This window comes from Fructilactobacillus lindneri DSM 20690 = JCM 11027 (genome assembly GCF_002907375.1).
Taxonomy (GTDB): Bacteria; Bacillota; Bacilli; order Lactobacillales; family Lactobacillaceae; genus Fructilactobacillus; species Fructilactobacillus lindneri.
This window is the reverse complement of record NZ_MIYK01000001.1, coordinates 343,815-364,440: the sequence shown is the minus strand read 5'-3', so window position 1 is coordinate 364,440 and position 20,626 is coordinate 343,815. Positions and strand designations below refer to the sequence as shown.

Annotated in this window: 21 protein-coding genes and 1 other RNA gene; 7 read left to right on the top strand and 15 right to left on the bottom strand. The window is 29.8% G+C overall.

The annotated features are described in order from the left end of the window. Positions 1-13: 13 nt before the first annotated feature. The 4 genes from parC to msrA all read left to right on the top strand — a co-directional run bounded on the left by parC (position 14) and on the right by msrA (position 4,594). The gene (gene parC, locus BHU33_RS01940) at positions 14-2,479 is read left to right on the top strand and encodes a DNA topoisomerase IV subunit A (protein ID WP_078775157.1); all 2,466 of its coding nucleotides are present in this window, start codon (positions 14-16) and stop codon (positions 2,477-2,479) included. A 72-nt stretch (positions 2,480-2,551) separates the two neighbouring features. Then, entirely contained in the window at positions 2,552-3,493 is a 942-nt protein-coding gene (locus BHU33_RS01935; protein ID WP_056997605.1) for a manganese-dependent inorganic pyrophosphatase, read from the top strand. A gap of 112 nt (positions 3,494-3,605) precedes the next feature. Beyond that, on the top strand, positions 3,606-4,043 hold the full coding sequence (gene msrB / locus BHU33_RS01930) for a peptide-methionine (R)-S-oxide reductase MsrB (protein ID WP_054646176.1): 438 nt from the start codon (positions 3,606-3,608) through the stop codon (positions 4,041-4,043). A gap of 20 nt (positions 4,044-4,063) precedes the next feature. Further along, a complete protein-coding gene (gene msrA / locus BHU33_RS01925; protein ID WP_054646177.1) occupies positions 4,064-4,594 on the top strand; it encodes a peptide-methionine (S)-S-oxide reductase MsrA in 531 nt (176 codons plus the stop codon). 77 nt (positions 4,595-4,671) lie between these two features. On the opposite strand, the gene BHU33_RS01920 is transcribed toward msrA, so the two are convergent. The 4 genes from BHU33_RS01920 to BHU33_RS01905 form a co-directional block, all read right to left on the bottom strand. Beyond that, on the bottom strand, positions 4,672-5,301 hold the full coding sequence (locus BHU33_RS01920; protein ID WP_054646178.1) for a pyridoxamine 5'-phosphate oxidase family protein: 630 nt from the start codon (positions 5,299-5,301) through the stop codon (positions 4,672-4,674). Between the two features lie 26 nt (positions 5,302-5,327). Further along, positions 5,328-6,335 (bottom strand): GIY-YIG nuclease family protein, encoded by a 1,008-nt coding sequence (locus tag BHU33_RS01915; RefSeq protein ID WP_056997606.1) that lies wholly within the window; start codon positions 6,333-6,335, stop codon positions 5,328-5,330. Positions 6,336-6,510: 175 nt separating this feature from the next. Beyond that, positions 6,511-7,377 (bottom strand): DegV family protein, encoded by an 867-nt coding sequence (locus BHU33_RS01910; protein WP_054646180.1) that lies wholly within the window; start codon positions 7,375-7,377, stop codon positions 6,511-6,513. Between the two features lies 1 nt (position 7,378). Beyond that, positions 7,379-7,705, bottom strand: coding sequence for a MarR family winged helix-turn-helix transcriptional regulator (locus tag BHU33_RS01905; protein ID WP_318529175.1), 327 nt, complete (start codon positions 7,703-7,705; stop codon positions 7,379-7,381). Between the two features lie 237 nt (positions 7,706-7,942). Here BHU33_RS01905 and BHU33_RS01900 point away from each other — a divergent pair, with 237 nt between their 5' ends. Then, entirely contained in the window at positions 7,943-9,664 is a 1,722-nt protein-coding gene (locus tag BHU33_RS01900) for an Rqc2 family fibronectin-binding protein (protein WP_056997607.1), read from the top strand. A 70-nt stretch (positions 9,665-9,734) separates the two neighbouring features. Here the strand turns inward: BHU33_RS01900 and BHU33_RS01895 are convergent, their stop codons facing one another. From BHU33_RS01895 to BHU33_RS01870, 6 genes are read right to left on the bottom strand one after another with little or no spacing between them, the layout of a single operon-like run. Further along, entirely contained in the window at positions 9,735-12,299 is a 2,565-nt protein-coding gene (locus tag BHU33_RS01895; protein ID WP_056997608.1) for a carbamoyl phosphate synthase preATP-grasp domain-containing protein, read from the bottom strand. Next, on the bottom strand, positions 12,289-13,377 hold the full coding sequence (locus BHU33_RS01890) for a carbamoyl phosphate synthase small subunit (RefSeq protein ID WP_054646181.1): 1,089 nt from the start codon (positions 13,375-13,377) through the stop codon (positions 12,289-12,291). Before BHU33_RS01890 ends, BHU33_RS01895 begins: the two co-directional genes overlap by 11 nt. A gap of 33 nt (positions 13,378-13,410) precedes the next feature. Next, positions 13,411-13,941, bottom strand: coding sequence for a bifunctional pyr operon transcriptional regulator/uracil phosphoribosyltransferase PyrR (gene pyrR, locus BHU33_RS01885; RefSeq protein ID WP_056997609.1), 531 nt, complete (start codon positions 13,939-13,941; stop codon positions 13,411-13,413). After that, positions 13,934-14,869 carry an RluA family pseudouridine synthase gene (locus tag BHU33_RS01880; protein ID WP_054646182.1) on the bottom strand — a complete coding sequence of 312 codons (936 nt, stop codon included), beginning with the start codon at positions 14,867-14,869 and terminating at the stop codon, positions 13,934-13,936. The genes pyrR and BHU33_RS01880 overlap by 8 nt, the downstream gene beginning before the upstream one ends. A 1-nt stretch (position 14,870) precedes the next feature. Then, complete coding sequence (gene lspA, locus BHU33_RS01875; RefSeq protein WP_225354770.1) at positions 14,871-15,341, bottom strand: signal peptidase II; 471 nt, start codon at positions 15,339-15,341, stop codon at positions 14,871-14,873. 16 nt (positions 15,342-15,357) lie between these two features. Further along, a complete protein-coding gene (locus BHU33_RS01870; protein ID WP_054646183.1) occupies positions 15,358-15,747 on the bottom strand; it encodes an EbsA family protein in 390 nt (129 codons plus the stop codon). A gap of 33 nt (positions 15,748-15,780) precedes the next feature. On the opposite strand from BHU33_RS01870, the gene BHU33_RS01865 reads away from it, so the two are divergent. Then, the gene (locus BHU33_RS01865) at positions 15,781-16,185 is read left to right on the top strand and encodes a ribonuclease HI family protein (RefSeq protein WP_054646184.1); all 405 of its coding nucleotides are present in this window, start codon (positions 15,781-15,783) and stop codon (positions 16,183-16,185) included. Here the strand turns inward: BHU33_RS01865 and BHU33_RS01860 are convergent. From BHU33_RS01860 to BHU33_RS01840, 5 genes are all read right to left on the bottom strand, one after another. After that, a complete protein-coding gene (locus tag BHU33_RS01860) occupies positions 16,178-17,290 on the bottom strand; it encodes an NAD(P)/FAD-dependent oxidoreductase (protein ID WP_054646185.1) in 1,113 nt (370 codons plus the stop codon). The two genes, BHU33_RS01865 and BHU33_RS01860, sit on opposite strands and share 8 nt — an antisense overlap. Before the next feature lie 9 nt (positions 17,291-17,299). Next, positions 17,300-18,439 carry a THUMP domain-containing class I SAM-dependent RNA methyltransferase gene (locus BHU33_RS01855; protein WP_054646186.1) on the bottom strand — a complete coding sequence of 380 codons (1,140 nt, stop codon included), beginning with the start codon at positions 18,437-18,439 and terminating at the stop codon, positions 17,300-17,302. Between the two features lie 65 nt (positions 18,440-18,504). Further along, positions 18,505-18,885, bottom strand: an RNA gene (gene rnpB / locus BHU33_RS01850) — RNase P RNA component class B. 16 nt (positions 18,886-18,901) lie between these two features. Beyond that, positions 18,902-19,291, bottom strand: a complete 390-nt coding sequence (gene gpsB / locus BHU33_RS01845) for a cell division regulator GpsB (RefSeq protein ID WP_054646187.1) — start codon at positions 19,289-19,291, stop codon at positions 18,902-18,904. 46 nt (positions 19,292-19,337) lie between these two features. Beyond that, positions 19,338-19,907 carry a DUF1273 domain-containing protein gene (locus BHU33_RS01840; protein WP_054646188.1) on the bottom strand — a complete coding sequence of 190 codons (570 nt, stop codon included), beginning with the start codon at positions 19,905-19,907 and terminating at the stop codon, positions 19,338-19,340. 106 nt (positions 19,908-20,013) lie between these two features. Here BHU33_RS01840 and recU point away from each other — a divergent pair, with 106 nt between their 5' ends. Continuing rightward, positions 20,014-20,625, top strand: a complete 612-nt coding sequence (gene recU, locus BHU33_RS01835) for a Holliday junction resolvase RecU (protein ID WP_143444884.1) — start codon at positions 20,014-20,016, stop codon at positions 20,623-20,625. Position 20,626 lies beyond the last annotated feature (1 nt).

Here is a 20,626-nt window from a genome sequence, read left to right as displayed (position 1 = left end):
GGAGGTGATCTTTTTGGTAAAAAAATCAGAAATCAAAGATTTATCGCTTGCATCCGTAATGGATGAGCGATTTAGTCGTTATTCTAAAGCAATTATCCAAGAAAGAGCTTTACCAGATATTCGAGATGGGTTGAAACCAGTTCAAAGACGAATTATGTATTCTATGAATAAAGATGGTAATACATATGACAAAGGATTTAGAAAAGCAGCTAAATCTGTTGGTAATGTAATGGGAAATTTTCATCCGCATGGTGATAGTTCAATCTATGATGCTATGGTTAGAATGAGTCAATCATGGAAGCTAAGAGAAACTTTAATTGATATGCATGGTAATAATGGATCAATGGATGGTGATCCACCTGCTGCAATGAGATATACTGAGGCACGATTAAGCAAAATTGCAGGAGAAATGCTGCGAGATATTGATAAGGGGACAGTTGATTGGGTATTAAATTTTGATGACACAGAATATGAACCAACGGTCCTCCCGTCAAGAATTCCCAATTTGTTAATTAATGGTGCTACTGGTATTTCTGCTGGATATGCTACTGAAATACCACCTCATAATTTAGGTGAGGTAATTGATGCGCTAATTTACTTGCAAAGTAATCCTGAAGCGACCCTTACTGACTTGATGAAATTTATTAAAGGACCAGACTTTCCAACATGCGGAATCATTCAAGGAATTGATGGAATTAAACAGGCTTATGAAACCGGTCATGGACGAGTTATGATTCGTTCCCGAAGTTCTATTGCTGAAATGCGTGGCGGTAAGAAATTGGTTCAAGTAGTTGAAATTCCATATGAAGTTAATAAATCACAACTAGTTAAACAGATTGATGAAATTCGGTTGAACAAAAAAATTGATGGAATTGCAGAAGTCAGAGATGATTCTGATCGATCAGGATTGATGATTTCTATTGAATTAAAACGTAATGCCGATGTGCAAGGGATTTTAAATTATTTATATAAAAATACTGATTTACAAATTTCTTATAATTTTAACGTGGTTGCAATTAAAAAAATGCGTCCTGAACGCTTGTCTTTAAAAGATATTTTGGTAACTTATTTAGATTATCAACGAGATGTTTTGACTAAGCGAACTGAATTTGATTTAAATAAAGCTCAGGAACGTCAACATATTGTTGAAGGTTTAATTAAAGCATTATCTATTTTAGATGAAGTAATTAAAACGATTCGTGCTAGCTCTACGAGAAAAGATGCCCGAGATAACTTGGTTAGTGAATATGAATTTACTGAAAAACAAGCTGATGCAATTGTTGCTTTACAGTTATATCGATTAACTAATACTGATGTTACTAAGTTAAAAAATGAGAATGCTGATCTAGCAAGTAAAATTGCTAAGTTTGAATCAATTTTAGCTAATCCAGAGGAACTTAATCGGGTTTTAAGTAGAGAATTGACTGATATTGCTAAGGAATATCGTAGTCCGCGTCGTTCAAGTATTGAAGCTGAAATTCAAAATCTTAATGTTAGTAAAAAAGTTACAGTTCCTGACGAACAAGTAATTGTAATGGTTTCTAAAGATGGTTATTTAAAACGAAGTAGTTTACGGTCGTACAAAGCATCTGAACTATCCGATAATGGATTAAAAGACGAAGATTATCCAGTTTTTATTAAAAAATTAAGTACACGAGATTTTATTTATATTTTTACTGATGGGGGAAATTTAATTTATCGACCTGTTTTTGAAATTGAAGATGTTAAATGGAAAGATACTGGAGAACATATTTCTCAATTAAATGGACTAGATGCTAATGAAAGTGTTATTGCAGTATTTGATTTTCCAAATCTTAAACAATCCGGAAACTTTGTTATTACCACTAATGCTGGACATATTAAAAAAACTGAATTTGCTAAATTATTGCCTAGTAGAACATATAAAAGTAGAGCTGCTGTCTATGAAAAATTAAAAGATACTTTGCAAAAAGTTGTAAATGTTGAATATGTTGAAAATAGCAATGATAGCGAAGTAATTATTATGACAGAACATGGGTTAGCATTACGTTATAGTCTAGAAGAAGTTTCTACTAGCGGACCAAAAACTACCGGGGTTAAATCGATTAATTTAGGATCAGATGATACTGTTATCAATTCTCAGATTATTAATAATAGCTCAGAATTAGGCATTGTCTTTCAAGATGGTAATTTTAAAAAGATTAAAATAAATGATATCCCTGTTACATCTAGAGCTCGTAAAGGAATCAAAGTATTAAAAGACTTAAAAACACGGCCAAATTTATTGGCTAGTTTTATTAAAATTAATGCTGAAGATCAAATGTTACGTATTTATACTGATCATCGTAGTGCTCATGATGTAATTTTAGACGAATATCATGTAGCTTCTAGAACTTCAAATGGTTCATCAGCAGTTAATACAAAAATCGATGGAGTACCAGTTTCAATTAATCATTTACTATTGGATAATTTAAGTGATGCAACAATGGAAAAAAATTAATGGGTTCCTTCACCAAATGTTTTGTGTTTGTGTTAAAGTAATTAATATAAAGTTATTAAAGGAGATAATTAAATGACTAAAGAGCTAGTTTTTGGACACAAAAATCCCGATACTGATGCAATTGCAGCAGCAATTGGGTTAGCATATTTAGAAAAACAAGATGGATACGATACAGAGGCAGTTGCGTTGGGTCCTGTAAACGCAGAAACTAAATTTGTATTGGATTATTTTGGGGTAAAAGCTCCTAGAATTGTTGAAGCTGCAAGACCTGAAACTGATAAAGTAATGTTGGTAGATCATAACGAACCACAACAAAGTATTAGCGACATTGCAGAGTTAACAGTTACACATGTAGTTGATCATCATAGAATAAGTGGTTTTGAAACAGCAAAACCATTATATTATCGGGCCGCTCCTTATGGTTGTTGTTCAACAATTTTGACACAGATGTATTCTGAAGAAGGAATTGATATCCCTAAAGAAATTGCTGGATTAATGATGTCTGCTATTATTTCTGATACATTACTTTTGAAATCTCCCACCACAACAGCGATAGATAGAGATGCGTTACAAGCATTGGCAGATATTGCTGGAGTTGATAACTATGAAGAATATGGTATTAAAATGCTTAAAGCTGGAACTAATGTTGACGCTAAGTCGGACAAAGAATTAATTGATGGAGATGCTAAATCATTTGTACTCGGTGGTAAAAATGTCAGAATTGATCAAATTAATGTGGTTGATTTAGAGGATATTAATAAACGTCTTCCAGAAATAAAAAAAGCGATGGAAACTGAATCTAAAGAAGAAAATTATGATTTATTTTTAGTTTTAGCAACTAATGTTCTTACAAGTAATTCTGAATTAATTATTGTTGGAGAACCCAAGGATCTTGTAGAAAAAGCATTTAATAACAAATTTGCTGATAATGATGTAATGAATTTACCAGGTGTAGTTTCTAGAAAGAAACAAGTTGTTCCACCATTAACTGAGCAATTAGATCCAGAAAAATAATTTTTAATTTAGAATCGTACTTTTAAGTACGATTCTTTTTAAATGAATTAAATTGCTTGCAATTTAATTATTATTGATTAATATTAGTAGTAGAATAAATAGGGGTGATATTATGAATGATTATGATAAAAAAGAGTTAAAAAATAAACTGACTCCAGAACAATACGCTGTAACGCAAGAAGCTTCAACTGAACCAGCCTTCACTGGTAAATATGATAATTTTTATAAAAAAGGTATTTATGTTGATGTTGTTAGTGGTGAACCATTATTTAGTTCTGCCGATAAATATGATTCTGGATGTGGCTGGCCAGCATTTACTAAACCAATTGATCAAAACAATATTAAAGGAAAAACTGATAATTCTTTTGGTATGATACGTGAAGAAGTAGAAAGTTCAAAAGCCAATTCACATCTTGGACATGTTTTTCCTGATGGACCTCGTGACAAAGGCGGATTACGATATTGTATTAATTCAGCTGCTTTAAAATTTATTCCTTATGATGAGATGGATAAAGAGGGATATGGTAAATATAAAAGTTTTTGTAATTAAAAAATTAGGAGGTGTATGTAATGAGTAAAACAGAAACAGCAATTTTTGCTGGTGGTTGTTTTTGGTGCATGGTAAAACCATTTGATGAAATGCCAGGTATTGAATCTGTTGAATCTGGATATACTGGCGGACATGTTGCAAATCCAACATATGAACAAGTTTGTGATGGCAATACCGGTCATACTGAAGCAGTTAAAATTACCTTTGATCCTAGTATTATTTCTTACAAAGAATTAGTCGATATATATTGGCGTCAGACTGATCCAACTGATGCTATGGGGCAGTTCCAAGACCGCGGTGATAGTTATCGTCCTGTAATATATGTAAATAGTCCAGAACAACGACAAGTTGCGGAAGCATCTAAAGCAGCACTTGAAAAATCTGGTAAGTTTGATAAACCAATCGTTACTAAAATTGAAGATGCTAAGCCGTTTTATCCAGCTGAATCTTACCATCAAGATTTTTATAAAAAGAATCCACTTCGAGCAGAAATTGAAGAAATGGGTGGAAGAAAACAATTCAAAAAAGATGTTTGGAAAAATAAAGAATAAATTTAATTTTAATATAGTTAAAAATATGAAAAAAACAGATAACTTCAGCTTTTATGTAAGCTGGTAGTATCTGTTTTTTATTTGAATGTAATATTTTCAGGACGTTCTCTAAATGATTCAATTACTACTGATTTAATTGTAATAACAATAATTGCTTTATCAGTTAGATTTTCGTCTAGCTCTTTAATTTGAGGTACTTTATTGGTTAATGATTCAATTTGATCTTGATTAGTAATGGATTCAGCAGTTGCTTGATTAGAAGAGAAGCGAAGACCAGTTTTATTATTAAATAAACTAGCAATTGCAACTTGAGAATTATAATTAATGTTATTTACTCGTTCCGAATTAGCAGAAGTTACAACATAAAATATATTTTCTTGTTTTGAACTCTGTGAATAGGTAATGATGGAGTTACTAATCGTACCATCATTATTCTTAGTTGCTAAATAAATAAAAGCAGGTAGTTCGTTTAATACTTTTGAAAATTTACTTTTATTTTTGTTAACTCCACTGGCGTTTTCACGAGTAGCCATCTTTTTTATGGTAAGTAGTGTTAGGGGTATAACTAAAATAATATATCCAATTATTACTCCTAAAATAATTAAACCCAAATGATAAAAATTAAATGGATAACCAATTACCCAAATAGCAATTAAAAACGAAACTCCATAAGCAATAAATAATTCTACAAATCTTTTTAAGTACATATTATATCTCCAATAATTTTTCTTTATTAAATTAAACCAATATATTTTTTTGTTTTAATAATTGAATCCTGATTAAATACTTTTTTTACAATATTAATATCATTCGTTTTTTGATATAAACGGTAGCCGTATGTTTTTCTTGGAGTCAAAGTACCAAGTTTGACGATATTTGTAAGCTTTTTGTTTTTATCTGTTTGAATTTTTTTTTGAGTTTTTTGCATTACTTGATAAAATCCATGTTGTTTAATATGAGTTACTGAATTTGATTTGTTTGATGGAAATATATAAGAATTCTCAGTTACGTCATCATATTCATGATAAATCCAAGTTAAATAGTTATTTAGCTCATTTAAAATTTCGTTACTCAAAATATCTTTATAATTAATGTCTGCTTGATTACAAATAATTAAATCATTAGGTTTTTTTAAATCTTTAATTTGCAAACTCATTAACGAATTAGGGGTTAATCCGGTAGCAAGACCTAAATCAAACATAAATAGATTGCGACGACCGTAATTTCCTTCCAATAGTATTTCACGGATTCGTTTCATTAATTTGTTTGATTTAATGGGTAGTAAAGCAGGTTTATTGGTATTTAACGTTTTATTTGATGATAATTGCTCAACAGTAGGAATTATATTCAAGTCCATTTTATCAATCAATGCTAATATTTTAGAAGCAGATAAATCAAAAAATTCGCTTTCTCCGTCGCTATCGGCAGTCGAATAACTAAGTTTGTGACTGTGATATTGATCTAAATTACCATGAATAGTTTGCTCAATTGTTTTAGGATCATTATAAGTAGTGTTTGAAATATATGTTTTTTCTAAATAATAATTATGATTTTCAAGCATTGATCGTTTTAAATCATTAATACGGTTAAATGGATTTTGAGTAATTCCAACTTTAGTAATAACAAAAGCCAATTCATGATTTTTTTTAAATTCTAAAACATAAATATATTTTTGTTCACTAAAAGTGGGACTTGGAAAATTATTTTTGTAAATTTGATTAAATGTAAGATGATTATGCATAATTAATATTCTCCATAAAAATAGTCTATTCAACATTTTTATCATTTTTCACAGAATAGATCATTTATAGCTACTTCGTATAATATATATTATGTAAAGTAGACAAAATAACACAAATAAATCTATTTCCCCTAAATTTGCTTCTTAGATAAATTTTTAAAAATTAATTTAATTATTATTTCAGGTTTAAATCTTTTTCCCATCCTAATACAAGTGCACCTTCACCAAGATGAGTTCCAATTGCAGGACCAATATAACTATGCTCGACATTTATATTTGGAAAATTTTTTTTGAAATTTTTAACCCAAATTTTTCCTGATTTGGAATCGTTTGCATCATATATGATTGCTTTAATTGGATAATCAATATGTTCCAAATCTTCACTAAATAATTTTTCAACTCGTTTAAGTGCACGTTTCATCGTTCTAACTTTTTCAAAAGCTACAATCTCATCAGTCTGGTTATCAAATGTTAAAATTGGTTTAATATTTAATAGTCCGCCAATAAATGCTGAAGCATTTGATAATCGTCCACCTTTAACTAAATTTTGTAAATCAGCAACTATAAATAATTCGTCAATAGTTGCTCGTTGTTCTTTTAATTTTACGATAATAGTATCTGGATCAACATTTTGTGCAGCTAAATTTGCAGCATATTTTGCTAAATCTCCCATTAAACTTACAGTAATTTGCGAATCAAAGGGAATAATTCGAATATTTGAAACCATTTTTGAAACGTTCACTACTTGGTTATATAATCCTGAAATCGTTGCTGCAAGTGTGATAGTTATAACAGTATCATAACCTTCATCGGCTAATTGATTATATAATTTAATTAACTTACCAATTGGGGGTTGTGAAGTGGTTGGTAGTTTTTTTGAACTGTCTAATTTTTGATAAAATTCTTTGTTTGATAAATTAATTCCCTCTTGAAAACTTTGATTTTCAAAAATGATTTCAAGAGGAATTATGTGAATATTATATTTTTTGAGCTCTTTTTTTGAAAGGTATGAAGAACTATCAGTAACAATAGCTGTTTTCAATTTATTCACTCCATTTATTATTTTTAGTCATACTATTTTCTAATCGATTAAGTAAAATTTTCAACATATTTTTTTCTTCATCTGTCCATTGTTCAAAAATGTGTAGTTTGAATGTTTGATAGTCATTTTCAATACTTTTGTAAGCGTTAACCCCTTTTTCATCAATATTATAGACAAGTTGTCTCCTATCCTTGCCTATTGCAGTTTTATGAACCATTCCTTTTTCTACTAAACGTTTTAATTGTCGCGACAAGGTTGAAGTATCTAAACTCATTTCTTTAGCTAACTTTTCTTGAGTATTATATTCATTGTTAATTGCAGTTAACAATTTCCATTCTGAAATGGTTAAATTCCTTTTTTTTTGTGATTTTCAATAATTTTTGTTGTTGAGTTTTACTTACATCATGTAATGCAGCCAAAATGTTTTTCATTTTAAATTCCCCCAATCGATATTATAACATTAATTGTGCTATACAATATTGAGTAATCAGTAAATTTACTATAAGTTAGTATGAGTATAAGGTATACTAAAATAAAGGTACAAATTTAAACAAGGAGTCTTAGTATGTCTTTTGATGGATCATTTATGCATGCAATGTCAAACGAATTAAATAATGAGTTATTGAATGGTCGAGTTACAAAAATTAACGAACCATATCCTAACGAAATAATGATGACAATTCGTGCCAATGGCAATAATTATCAGACACTTTTATCTGCAAATCCCCTTTATGCACGTATCCAAACTACCAAAATTCCCTTTACCAATCCAAAAGAACCTAGTAATTTTGCGATGACATTAAGAAAACGACTACGAGGAAGTTTTCTTAATAAAATTCATCAAGTTGATAATGATCGAGTTATGCATTTTCATTTTAATACTAGAAACGAATTGGGTGACATTGAAGAATTAGTTTTGGTTATTGAAGTTATGGCTAGACATAGTAATATTATTTTAGTAGAAGCAAAGAATCGAAATATTATTGATGCTGTCAAAAGAATTGGATTAGAAAAAAATCGTTATCGTACCCTTCTTCCTGGTTCCAAATACATTAACCCGCCTAAACAAAATATGATTAATCCTTTTGATTTAAATGATTTTACTACTATAAATCAACTTAATCATGATTTTCCTAATGTAAGTGTATTTGCAACGAATTTACGCCAATATTTACAAGGACTGGGTAAAGATACTTCAACTGCATTAGCAACTGCAATTCATGAACCTGGATCAACTATCAAAAGTAAATATCAGAACTTTTTTTCTAATTTTAATAATCCAACCCCAACTATTAGTATTAGTGAAAATGGAAAATTAAATTTTTCTGCTTTTCCTTATCTTAATCAAAAGATTGAAAAACAATTTCCTACTTTAAGTGAAATGTTGGATGTTTATTTTCAAACCAAGGTAAACCATGAACGAGTTAGAGAACAAGGCTCTCAACTCATTCAAATCACTCAAAATGAATTAAAAAAGAATAAACGTAAAATAAAAAGATTAGAACAATCTGAAAAAGAATCTAAATTAGCTGACGAATATCGCATTAAAGGCGAGATTTTAATGACTTATTTAAAACAAGTTAAATCTGGCGAGAAATTGATTGTATTACCAAATTTTTATGACAATAACAAAAAAATAAAAATTAATTTGAAACCTTCCTTATCACCTTCAGCTAATGCACAATGGTATTTTAAGCAATATCAGAAAAAAAAGAATGCGGTTAAATTTATTAATCAACAATTGAAAAAGACTAAAGCAGAAATAGATTATTTTGAGAATATTAAATCACAAATTGAAATTGCAGATCCTGAAAATTTAGCTGATATAAAAATAGAATTACAAAATGAAGGCTATCTTAAAATTAAAAACAAAGTTAAAAAGCAACGAAAAGCAAAAGTAAGCAAACCAGAACGATTTGTTTCGGATAATGGTACCATTATTTTAGTTGGTAAAAATAATTTGCAAAATGATCAGCTGACGCATAAAATAGCTGACAAGCGTGATACCTGGTTGCATACTCAAAAAATTCATGGTTCTCACGTGATTATTCGTTCTTTTAATCCTAGTGAAGAAACTATTATACAAGCAGCCGAGTTAGCTGCTTATTATTCTAAAGCCCGAAATTCAGCAAATGTTCCTGTTGATTATGATGTAGTAAAAAGAATTAAAAAACCTAGTGGTGCTAAACCAGGTTTTGTTACCTATACAGGTCAAAAAACAGTTTATGTTACTCCTACTAAAGAAAAATTTAAACATCTTCGTGAAAATGTACTTAAAAACAATTAGCAAAAAACAGGAAAATAATTTATTTTCCTGTTTTTTTAATTAAATATTTATATATTGTTTTTCAATTTACTCATTTCAATAAATTTTTTTGTGAATCACTAATTGATTTGCCAAATGAAAGCTTGGCTCCAATCTCAAAGTCTCTTTTTTTAGGAATATTGCTAATTCCAAGTGATTTAAATGGGAAAATTATTTGCATAATTGCAAATCGACTAGTTGAATCAATACTTGGAATTAATTTTTTTAAAAATGATGGATTAAAATGTTCAGTATACATTTGCATCAAAATTTTTATCCAATTAATACCAGTGACTTCATTTAAAAAAATTGTTTCCGTAATTCTTAATGGTGTAATCCCAGATACTGCGTATCCACCAGTATGATGATTAGTATGGAATAATACTTGAATTAGTCCCGTTAATTGATGCTCCTGAACTTCATTCTTTGCCATTTTTTCTATTTTTTTGATATCTAAAGCATCTTTTCCAAAAGGAATATAATAATCAGTTTGTTTATCAACTTCATCGTCATCAATGTCTTCTTGCGATTTGAATCCAACCGTAGAAATGGGAATGATTTCATTACGACTTACCAATAAATCAATAGCAAAATCAGCTTTTGGCACATTCCAAATACCGTTTTTTTGATCAGGTGGTAAAACAATTAGTGTAAAATTATCTTTTAACTTACTTAGTTCTCTAATTAAATAATGACGATTTCCAGGTAAAAACACATAACTCGGTTTCTCTAACTTAATTATATTTAAAATTTCTCCAAGTTGAACTGGTTCAATGTATTGTTTATCACTAATAATCGGAATTAATGATACTGAATTTGGATTGTTGTTAAGAATGATAGTTTTATAGCCGAGTTTATGAAGTTGAATCAACATCTCAGCAGTATAAGTATCAGCAGCTGTATTAGGCCCAAGATGATTTCTTCCTTTACCAATAACTAATGCACTATTGTTACTTAATTGATTACTATCAGATTCTGATTCATAACTACCATAAAAAGAATCAGTATTTTCTATAAATTCGCCTGCGGTCGGTTCAATCATTTTATAGGTCTTTTTATTATTTAAATTTTCTTGCAGATAAACCACGGTTTGATTGCTAACATTCCAATAATGACAAAACATACCATTTCCGAAACCATATCGATCTCCAGCTAATAATGCTTTTGGATCTAAAGGATTGTCTTTTACAAATTTAACAATTTTTAAAATATTTTTCATAATAACAAAAAAGAATTCATCAATTTTAGTTATTTCACTTAAATCATTCGTTGAATATCCACGATTTACTGCTTCATATAAAATTAACAACTGTTGATCAGTTGGATGCAATAATTGTTCAATTAAGTCATCTTCACTTAAATAGTTATAACTTGGCAAAACATCTTTGGGGCTAGGTTGTGAACTTCTTAATGCATTCATAAAAGCAGCTTCAGCACTTCTCCCAACTCCAATTGCAGCACCAGTAGCTTTAGCATGTGGTCCTAAATGTGAATCAGCCATATCCAAATAATCAAATGGCCAAATTGGTGTTTTTACGGTGATGTGATCATTAATTGGTTGTAAAATTGGGGTTAATTTATTAAATTTTGGCGGTAATTTGATTTCTGTAAGTGAATAATTGATTATTATCGAAGCCACTATCATAGCTAAAGGATAACCTGTAGCTTTGGCAGCTATTGAAGTTTCTTGGTTAAAAAAAGGATTTATTTTCAAAACATAATATTCATCAGTTTTTGAATTAACAGCAAATTGTATATGGCAAATTCCTTTTATACCTAAACAATCCATTACTTTGAAAGTAGTTGCACGAAGTTGTTGAAGCATTATATCATTTAACGTTTGTGCAGGTGCAAAAACTACTGAATCAGTTGAATTTACCTTAACTGGGTTCATATCCTCTAATGATGAAATAATCATTTTAGTTCCAGCTTTATCTCTAATTGCAACCATACCAATTTCTTTGTATGTTCCAACTTCTTTTTCTAAAGAAATTTTATTTACTTTAGATTGTTGAAAAATATCATTAATTTGAGCATTTAAATCCTCTACATTTTGAAAAACATTTCGATATTGCCCTTTAATTGGATTTACGGGTTTTACAGATACAGGAAACTTTATTTTTTCAATATTACTTCTTAATTCATCGAAATCATTAATAATGTTAGAAGCTAATATTGGAATGTCATTTTCAAGCAATCGATTTGCTAATACTGTATTGTTATCAACATTATCCTTAATTCCACCAAATAATGAAATATTATTTTCATTCAGACCGATAATTTTTACATTATAATTTTTTAAAATACCGTTCTTGTTTAGTCTTTGAATTACTTTTAATGCTTCCTTTTTTCCATAAATAGAAGTAATTGCATCAATTTTTTTTGTTTTAATAATTTCTTCAACGTTTTGTGTGTTGATATTTTTAACAAATACGTCACTTGCAGGGACTTCCTGTAACAACAATGAATAAGGATTATTATCAATAATAAATGTTTTTATTCCAATATTTTTCCACATAGAAAAAGCTTGAAAAGCAGCAGCATCTTGTTCGTTTTCATGACCCACATCAGAAGGGCCACCACCAATTATTAAAATATTTTTAATCTCACAATTCATATTTAACTCTCCTGTGAGCTACTACGCTTTCAATAAATTCATCAAAAAGATCTAAATTGTTTTCTATACCTAATGCACTTTCCGGTAAAAATTGAACAGAAAAAGTAGGATAATCGCGACTTCTAAGTCCTTGAACTGTTCCATTGATTAAATCAACATAAGTAATAATTAGTTTTGAGGTATCAACGGAATCAGTCACAATTGCATAATCTTGTGCTTGATGTGGGTAAACAATTTCATTTGTAATAATCTTTTTTACTGGATGATTATCTCCATAATGACCAATTTTTAGTCTTTTAATTTTTGCACCATTAACAATGGCAATTAATTCATGACCAAGTCCAATTCCGAACAACGGTAATTCTTTTTGAATCTCCAAAATATTATCTATTACAGAATTTTCAATTTCTTCTGGAGAACCTGGTCCAGAAGAAATCACAACTCCTTCTGGATCTAAATTTTTGATTTCAGAAAAACTAGTATTCCAAGGAACTACAATTAAATTACAATTTAATTTAGATAATTGCCGTACAATGGATTCTCTGAGACCCAAGTCAATTACCACAATAGTAATACCGCTTCCTGGTACAAGATATGGTTTAGGAGTAGCGACAGATTGAATTTGTTGGTTACTTAATACTGATGCTTGTAATTGATCAAAGGCATGTGCATCATTATTATTAACAATGCTAGCTTTTTTCACATTATGAGTATGAACATATTTTTGTAGTGCTCTTGTATCAATCTGACATATCCCTGGAATATGACGTTCTTTTAAAAAAGAATTTAAAGATAAATTTTTCAGATGTGAAAATGAAATATTTTCCTCTTGATGTACTACAATTCCTTTAGCAGAAGTTAAAATAGATTCATAACTTTTAGGATTAATTCCAATATTTCCAATTGAAGGCTGCGTAAAAGTAATTATTTGATTATGATACAAAGGATCTGTGAGTGACTCTTGATAATTATTTAAATTACTGTTGATTGCTAATTCTCCAGTTGCTGTAGACAAATCACCAAAGGCTTCGCCAACAAAGGAAGTTCCATCATCAAGTATTAAATATTTTTTCACCAAAAAATCGCCCTCTTTACTTTAAAATATTTATAGTTATTTTTTTGTGATTTCTACCCCATCACGATCGTCAATTTCAGAAACTAAAACTTTTATAGTTTCATCTTTCGAACTAGGAATATTTTTACCAACAAAATCTGCTCTAATTGGAAGTTCATGATGTCCTCGATCAACTAAAACAGCTAAATTAATTCGCTTGGGTCTACCGATTTCATTAATAGCACCTAATGCAGCTCTAACTGTTCTGCCAGTGAATAAAACATCATCAACTAACACAATATTTTTTTCATTTATATCAACAACATTTGTAGCGACTTTTTGGCTATTATTTTTCTCTTTTTTATCATCACGATAATTAGTAATATCTAATTCGATTACTGGAACATCTGTGTTTTCTAATTTTTTAAGTCGATTTGCTATTCTTTTAGCTAAATAAACTCCACGAGTTTTAATACCAATCAGAACTAAGTTATTAACGCCTTTATTTTTCTCAATTATTTCATATGTGATTCTAGTTAATGCCCTTTGCATTGACATGTTGTCCAATACAACTTTTTCATTATTCATAGGTATCTCCTTCTTTTTTACTATGATATTGTTCCCTTAAATTTTTTAAAGTTGTTTCAAAAATTATTGGAAGTTGACTAGAAAAATCCATTTCTTTCCCTGAAGTTGGATGTTTAAAACCTAATTCTGATGCATGAAGAAATTGACCATGTCCTTTAATAGTTTTTCGTGGTCCATATAATGGATCTCCAACTAAAGGATGATTGATATACTTTAAATGAACTCTGATTTGATGTGTTCTACCGGTTTCTAATTGGCACTGAATCAATGTATAATCGCTACCGAATCTTTCTAAAACTTTAAAATGAGTTACAGCATTTCTACCACCGGTAATCACTGCTTGTTTTTTACGATCTTTAGGTGATCTACCAAGAGGAGCTTTAATAGTTCCACGGTCTTCTTTAATATTACCGTGGACTAATGCTATGTACTTTCGACGACTCGTCTTATTTTTCAATTGTTGTGATAAAGATTTATGTGCAATATCAGTTTTTGCAACCATTAATAATCCTGAGGTATCTTTATCAATTCTGTGAACAATTCCAGGTCGAATAGTTCCATTAATACTGGATAATTTTGTATGATACAAAAGAGCATTAACTAAAGTATGATTTAGATGACCAGGTGCTGGATGAACAACCATTCCTTGCGGTTTGTTTATGACAATCACTTGATCATCTTCATAAACAATGTTTAATTTAATGTTTTCTGGTTCCAAATCAAGTTTTTTAGGTTCAGGAATTGCTACTGTAATAACATCTTCATATTTAGTTTTATATTTTGGTTTTTCAATTTTTTCATTCACTAATACATGATTTTCTTTAATTAAATTTCCAGCTCGAGAACGACTAAGATCAGTATAATTATCAGAAATTATTTTATCTAAGCGAATTCCATTACTTTTGACTGTAAACTTACGATTATCCATCTTACTTTCCTTTACAAACGAGTGAATAAATAATGATTAATACCCCAACCGAGAGACAACTATCAGCAACGTTAAATACTGGAAAATTAATAAAATCTAATTGAAACATGTCAGTTACATAACCAAATAAAATTCTATCAATCAAATTTCCAATTGTTCCAACTAACATTAAAACAAGACCGATAGTATAATGATAATTTTCATAATATTCACAAATAAGATAACCAAAAATAAAGATTGCTATAACTGATATAACAATAAACAAAAAGGAATTTCCAGTCAAAATACTCCAAGCTGCTCCAGTATTTTGTAAATTTGTAATTGATAAAATCCCTGGAATAAACTTAATGATTTTCCCAATTGGAATTAAAGATCGAATCATTAATTTTGAAATTTGATCAATTAGCAATAAAATAATTCCAAAGATTGTGATTAAGGTAAATTTTATTTTGTTTTTTTTTGAAAATCTCACTTTTTTCTCATTTCTATTATTGTTTTTTTGAAATAATTTCTTGTAATTCAATTAATGAATTCGAAGGTAATAAAAATTTATAATTCTTTCCATTAGCATCGAAAGAAATACTATTCCTTTTTGTTTTAATATTAGTAATTGAACTAATACTTATTTTCTTTCCAAATGGATTTAAGACGCTATGAATATCAATCTTTCCATTGCCAACAAAGATCTTTCTAAAATAAATTTGAATCCATGTTAAAAATGCAAAAGCAATAAAAAAACCTAAAGTAATTGTTTGAAAATGTGTTATTTCCAACCAAATAATTATACCAATCAACATAACGATTAATGTCCAACTCCAACAAATACTACTTGTAAGTAATGGTGGTTGATACAAAAATTTCCTTTTTTGCGTTATCATAAACACTACCTCTTTTTGAAATGGAGAAAATCAATGTTTTATAAATTATATTCTGATGCTGCTGTAAATCCAATTAACTTAAAAAGTAGTGCTGGTGTATTAATTATTAATAAACACCAACAAACTCAATTAAAAACAATTTTAAAAGCTAACGATAATCATACAGCCGAGTTCATGGGATGTATTTTTGCATTTAAATCGCTTATCAATGAAATTAATGATAATGAATTACAGCATGTAATAGTCACATACTATACTGATAGTAAGATACTTGCTGATAGCTTAAACAAAAAATATGCCAAAAAATATCAAATATATGTTAATGAAATCATAAAAATAGAAAATAAATTTCAACAAGTTTTTATTAATTGGATCCCAGAATCACAAAATAAAGGTGCACATATGCTTGCTCAACAAGCATTACATGAACTTAACTAATGTATTGCCCAATTGGTTTTCTATAATGTGCGAAGTTAAGCTTTTCATTACAAACTAACTCAGCTAAAAATTTGCCAACTAATGGCCCAGTAGTTAATCCTGAAGAGCCTAATCCGCTTCCAACTAAAATACTATCATGTCCAGGGATAGTTCCAAAAAATGGAGCATAATCATTAGTATAAGCACGTGTACCGACTCTTTCCATAATAACATCATTTGTACTAATACCAGTTACAAAATGATGAGCAGTAGTTATTAAATGATTAGTTACTGATTTTTCAATGTTTAAATCAAATTGTTGTTCATTATCATGGGTTGCCCCAATAATAAGTTTTCCTTGACCTAAAGGAATTAAATCAAATTCTGATTCAGGCATCATTACTGGCATTTTTTGATCATTTTTAAAAGATGGGACTTTAACTTCAATCAATTGTCCTTTTTGGGCACGTATTTTACATTTAATCCCTAATGGAGCTAGTGTTTGTTTCGCCCATGCCCCTGTAGCGACAATAATTTTGTCAAAATAATAAATTTGATGTTTATATTCTAAATTATGATCATCTTGAAATGTAGTTTTACCCTTCAAGATTTTAAGGTTATTTTTTTGAGCAATATTTAGCAAATGTCTACAAAAAAAACCACCTTCAATCCTAGCGCCCCCAGAAATAAACAAACCATCATATAATGGCTTGTTTATAATTGGAATTTTTTTTGTAATTTCTTCTTTAGTGAGAATTTCAATGGATCCCATTTGAGGTGCTTCTAATTTTCTTTTCTTAGCTAATTCAAAAAGATTAGTTAAATCATCAGCATTTTTTCTGGTAATAATAGTTCCATTATTTGCATAAGTTTCAGAATTCATATTGGTGTCAACAGCAATTTTAGCAATTAATTTTGCTCCATCTTTTGCTAGTTGATACCATTTTTTATTTCTTCGTTTGGATAACCAAGGAGAAATTATTCCGGCAGCTGCCATAGTAGCTTGTCCCTGACCATCATCAAACAAGGTAACATCTATTTTATCATTATTCGGAAGACAATTTAAAAAATAAGCAGCAGACGATCCAACGATTCCTCCTCCGATAATTGCAACTTTCTTTTTCATTAATTACCTCTATTTTTTAAAATTTGATTTGCTCCAATATTGAAAGTAATCAGTTCTAATTCGTCCATTATATAATTTACGTCGTTTAGTTGCTTTTTTACCATAGGCCTTTTCAAAGTTTAAATCACTAGTAAGATAATATTTAGACCAGGTAGTCATTGGAATGAATACTTTACCTAAGTCTCGATAAAGTTTTTCAGCAGCTTCTTGGTCACCCATTCGTTGACCATAAGGAGGATTAGTAACAACTACTCCATTCTTTTTATTAGTATGAAAATCCTGAACAGCTAATTGTCTAAAATCAATATCATGAAGTAAACCAATTTCTTGTGCATTTACTTTAGAGTAGTTAATCATTTCACCGTTTACATCTGATCCGGTGATATCAAATTCACTATCATAATCTGCTTTAGAATCTGCTTCAGCTTTTATTTCATCAACTAATTTTTTATCTACCCAATCCCAACTTTCAAAAACAAATTCTCGTTGAATTCCTGGTGCAATATTACGTGCTATCATAGCAGCTTCAATTGGAATGGTTCCAGAACCGCACATCGGATCTAAAAATGGCATTGTTTTAGGTTTCCAATCTGTTAATAAAATTAAACCAGCAGCCATATTTTCTTTTAAAGGTGCTTCACCCTTAGCAACACGATAACCCCTTTTAAATAAACTAGGACCGGTTGTATCAAGTAAATCAACGACTTGATTTTTTAAAATTCTAACTTCTAGCGGAAATAATCCCCCAGTTTCAGGTAATCTTGTTCTACGATGATAGAAATCACCTAACTTAGTTGCAATAGCTTTTTTGGTAATTGCTTGAATATCAGGAACACTATGTAAATCAGAACTACGAGAACGTCCCTCAACTGGAAATTTTGCATCCATAGGAATAATTTCTTCCCATGGTAAATCTTTAGTCTCTTCAAAGAGATCATCAAAAGTTTTTGCTTCAAACTTTCCAACAATTATTTTTATTCGGTCAGCTGCCCTTAACCAAAGATTCGTTTTGATTATATCTTTAACGAATCCATCGAATAAAACCATACCATTTTCGACTTCAACATCGTATCCCATATCTTTCAATTCTTTGCCAACAACTGATTCTAATCCAGCAGAACAAGTTGCCATTAATTTAAATTTTTTCATTAAGTTACCTTTCCAATTCTATAAAAAAAGAGTGGGAAATCCCACTCTTCCTGATTGGTGCAGACCCCTGTAAGCCATGTTTTGTGCTCAATTGAAATATCAGGAATAACAATTGAGTAGTAATCATCTATCTCAAGAATCAAAGATTCTTGCCCTACACTTGGTTCAATTTCCGTGTGTAAAGCTCCCCTACCAAAGTTTGGGTTTCCCGCTCGAGGGGTTTACTACGTTCCAGTAATTTGATTTCTCAAATTAATCGTCTCTATAGCACCTTAGGAAATACTAAGACATAGATTAAAAATCCTTAGTCTGTTCTTTCGCCGTAATCGTAAAAATACAATTCCCCGGCTTATTTTTTCACCGAGCACGAACACTACAAGCGTCTCAGCTTGTGCGAGAGTGGACTTTCCTCAGCCAGTAAAAACTGACCGCGATTACTCAGAGTCTGCACCAATTATACATTTAGTTGTTAGTATTTTCACCAAATACTTTACGTTCAAGATTTGACAAACGTCGCAAAACATCCATGTTAGTTACATTGTTATTTGTATCATTTTCAACCGGTTTAGGTTGTGGAGCAGAAGTTGTTTCAACACTCTGCTCAGGTTTAACATAATCTGCTTTATTAGCTAATTCATTTGTCAATGCAGCTACTCTAGATTTTAATTGTTTGTTTTCAGAATCTAATTGATCAATTTGTTGATCTTGTTCTTGAATATTTTTTTGAAAACTTTCATAGTCTTTAATAACTTCATCTAAGAACGAATCAACATCGTTTGGATCATATCCTCGCATTTTTTGTTTAAATTCTTTTTGCAAAATTTCTTTTGGTGTGAAATTGATTTTGTTCATTCTAAAGCACCTCTTGTAATTTAAATACTACATTATTATAGCATAATTAAGAAAAATTGTCATCATCAGTTTGTGATTGCAATTCGTTAGCGGTTTCTTGTAAATCATCAAAATCAATTATTTGCATTGTATAATTATGATTTTTCATATAATAATTAGTTGCATTGTAATCATACATTGTTTTTCCCTCATTATCAGTGTCGTATAAAAACAAGGCCCCATCCGTATGTGTTAACATAAATGTTTGATAATTTTTTAATTGCTGTGGCGACTCATAAGGATGATCGCTAACTGAAGCAGAAAAATCAGCTATAGATAATAAATGTTGCATTTGAATTTGATTAGCTTCATTCCATTTTTTTCCAAAATCTTTAAATGGTAACATAATTCCAATTTTAAATTGATTTGGATATTCTTCCTTTAATTGGTTTGCAATTTCAATTGTCCATTGTTCTGTACCCAATTGAACTCCTGTTATTATCCACTCACATCCATTTTCAATTAACTGTTTCAATTGCTCCTTAATTGCTAATTTAATAATTAGAGCTTTTGGACTTTTATTATCAAAAACCCCTAATTCGTAGTTACGATATCCACTTACCCATATCCTATTCATTCATAATCCTCTAATCAATAAAATTTTTAATAAATCAATTATATTGCTATAATTGTAGTACATTACGCAATAAGATTGTATGAATTATTTAATGAGGAGTTTTAGATTGACTATCAATTATCCCAACGGAAATGATTATTCACCAAATAACAAGCAGTCAAAAAAAAAGAGTACCATTAATTACGGCGATCGAGGAATGTCTTTGGAACAAGAAATTAATTTAAGTAATGCATATTATTTAAATAAAGGAATTGCTGTCATTCATAAGAAACCAACTCCAATTCAAATTGTAAAAGTAGATTATCCTAAGCGAAGTGCAGCAGTTATTAAAGAAGCCTATTTTAAGCAAGCGTCTACTACTGACTATAATGGTATTTTTAAAGAAAAATATATTGACTTTGATGCAAAGGAAACTACTAACAAAACTTCTTTCCCCCTGAATAATTTTCACCAACATCAAATTAGCCATATGCAACAATGTTCTAAATTAGGGGGAATTTGTTTTTCATTAATTAAATTTGTGAAAACAAACGAATTATTTGTTCTAAATGGAACTGATTTATTTTTTTATTGGGAAAGACAATATAACGATGGAAGAAAATCTATTTCTAAGCAAGAATTAGAAAATTCAGGCTATAAACTAAGCTATCAAATCAATCCCCTTATTCCATATTTGGATGCGGTTGATAAGATTATTGACGACAATGGAGGAAAATAAA

Coding starts and splice junctions, on each gene's coding strand:
- BHU33_RS01860 (WP_054646185.1), bottom strand. CDS start 17,290: ATGAAAAAGAAAGTTGCAATTATCGGAGGAGGAATCGTTGGATCGTCT.
- BHU33_RS01920 (WP_054646178.1), bottom strand. CDS start 5,301: ATGTACTTAAAAAGATTTGTAGAATTATTTATTGCTTATGGAGTTTCG.
- BHU33_RS01880 (WP_054646182.1), bottom strand. CDS start 14,869: ATGGATAATCGTAAGTTTACAGTCAAAAGTAATGGAATTCGCTTAGAT.
- BHU33_RS01900 (WP_056997607.1), top strand. CDS start 7,943: ATGTCTTTTGATGGATCATTTATGCATGCAATGTCAAACGAATTAAAT.
- pyrR (WP_056997609.1), bottom strand. CDS start 13,941: ATGAATAATGAAAAAGTTGTATTGGACAACATGTCAATGCAAAGGGCA.
- BHU33_RS01935 (WP_056997605.1), top strand. CDS start 2,552: ATGACTAAAGAGCTAGTTTTTGGACACAAAAATCCCGATACTGATGCA.
- BHU33_RS01840 (WP_054646188.1), bottom strand. CDS start 19,907: ATGAATAGGATATGGGTAAGTGGATATCGTAACTACGAATTAGGGGTT.
- BHU33_RS01865 (WP_054646184.1), top strand. CDS start 15,781: ATGTTTTATAAATTATATTCTGATGCTGCTGTAAATCCAATTAACTTA.
- BHU33_RS01870 (WP_054646183.1), bottom strand. CDS start 15,747: ATGATAACGCAAAAAAGGAAATTTTTGTATCAACCACCATTACTTACA.
- gpsB (WP_054646187.1), bottom strand. CDS start 19,291: ATGAACAAAATCAATTTCACACCAAAAGAAATTTTGCAAAAAGAATTT.
- BHU33_RS01895 (WP_056997608.1), bottom strand. CDS start 12,299: ATGAATTGTGAGATTAAAAATATTTTAATAATTGGTGGTGGCCCTTCT.
- BHU33_RS01915 (WP_056997606.1), bottom strand. CDS start 6,335: ATGCATAATCATCTTACATTTAATCAAATTTACAAAAATAATTTTCCA.
- msrB (WP_054646176.1), top strand. CDS start 3,606: ATGAATGATTATGATAAAAAAGAGTTAAAAAATAAACTGACTCCAGAA.
- msrA (WP_054646177.1), top strand. CDS start 4,064: ATGAGTAAAACAGAAACAGCAATTTTTGCTGGTGGTTGTTTTTGGTGC.
- BHU33_RS01855 (WP_054646186.1), bottom strand. CDS start 18,439: ATGAAAAAATTTAAATTAATGGCAACTTGTTCTGCTGGATTAGAATCA.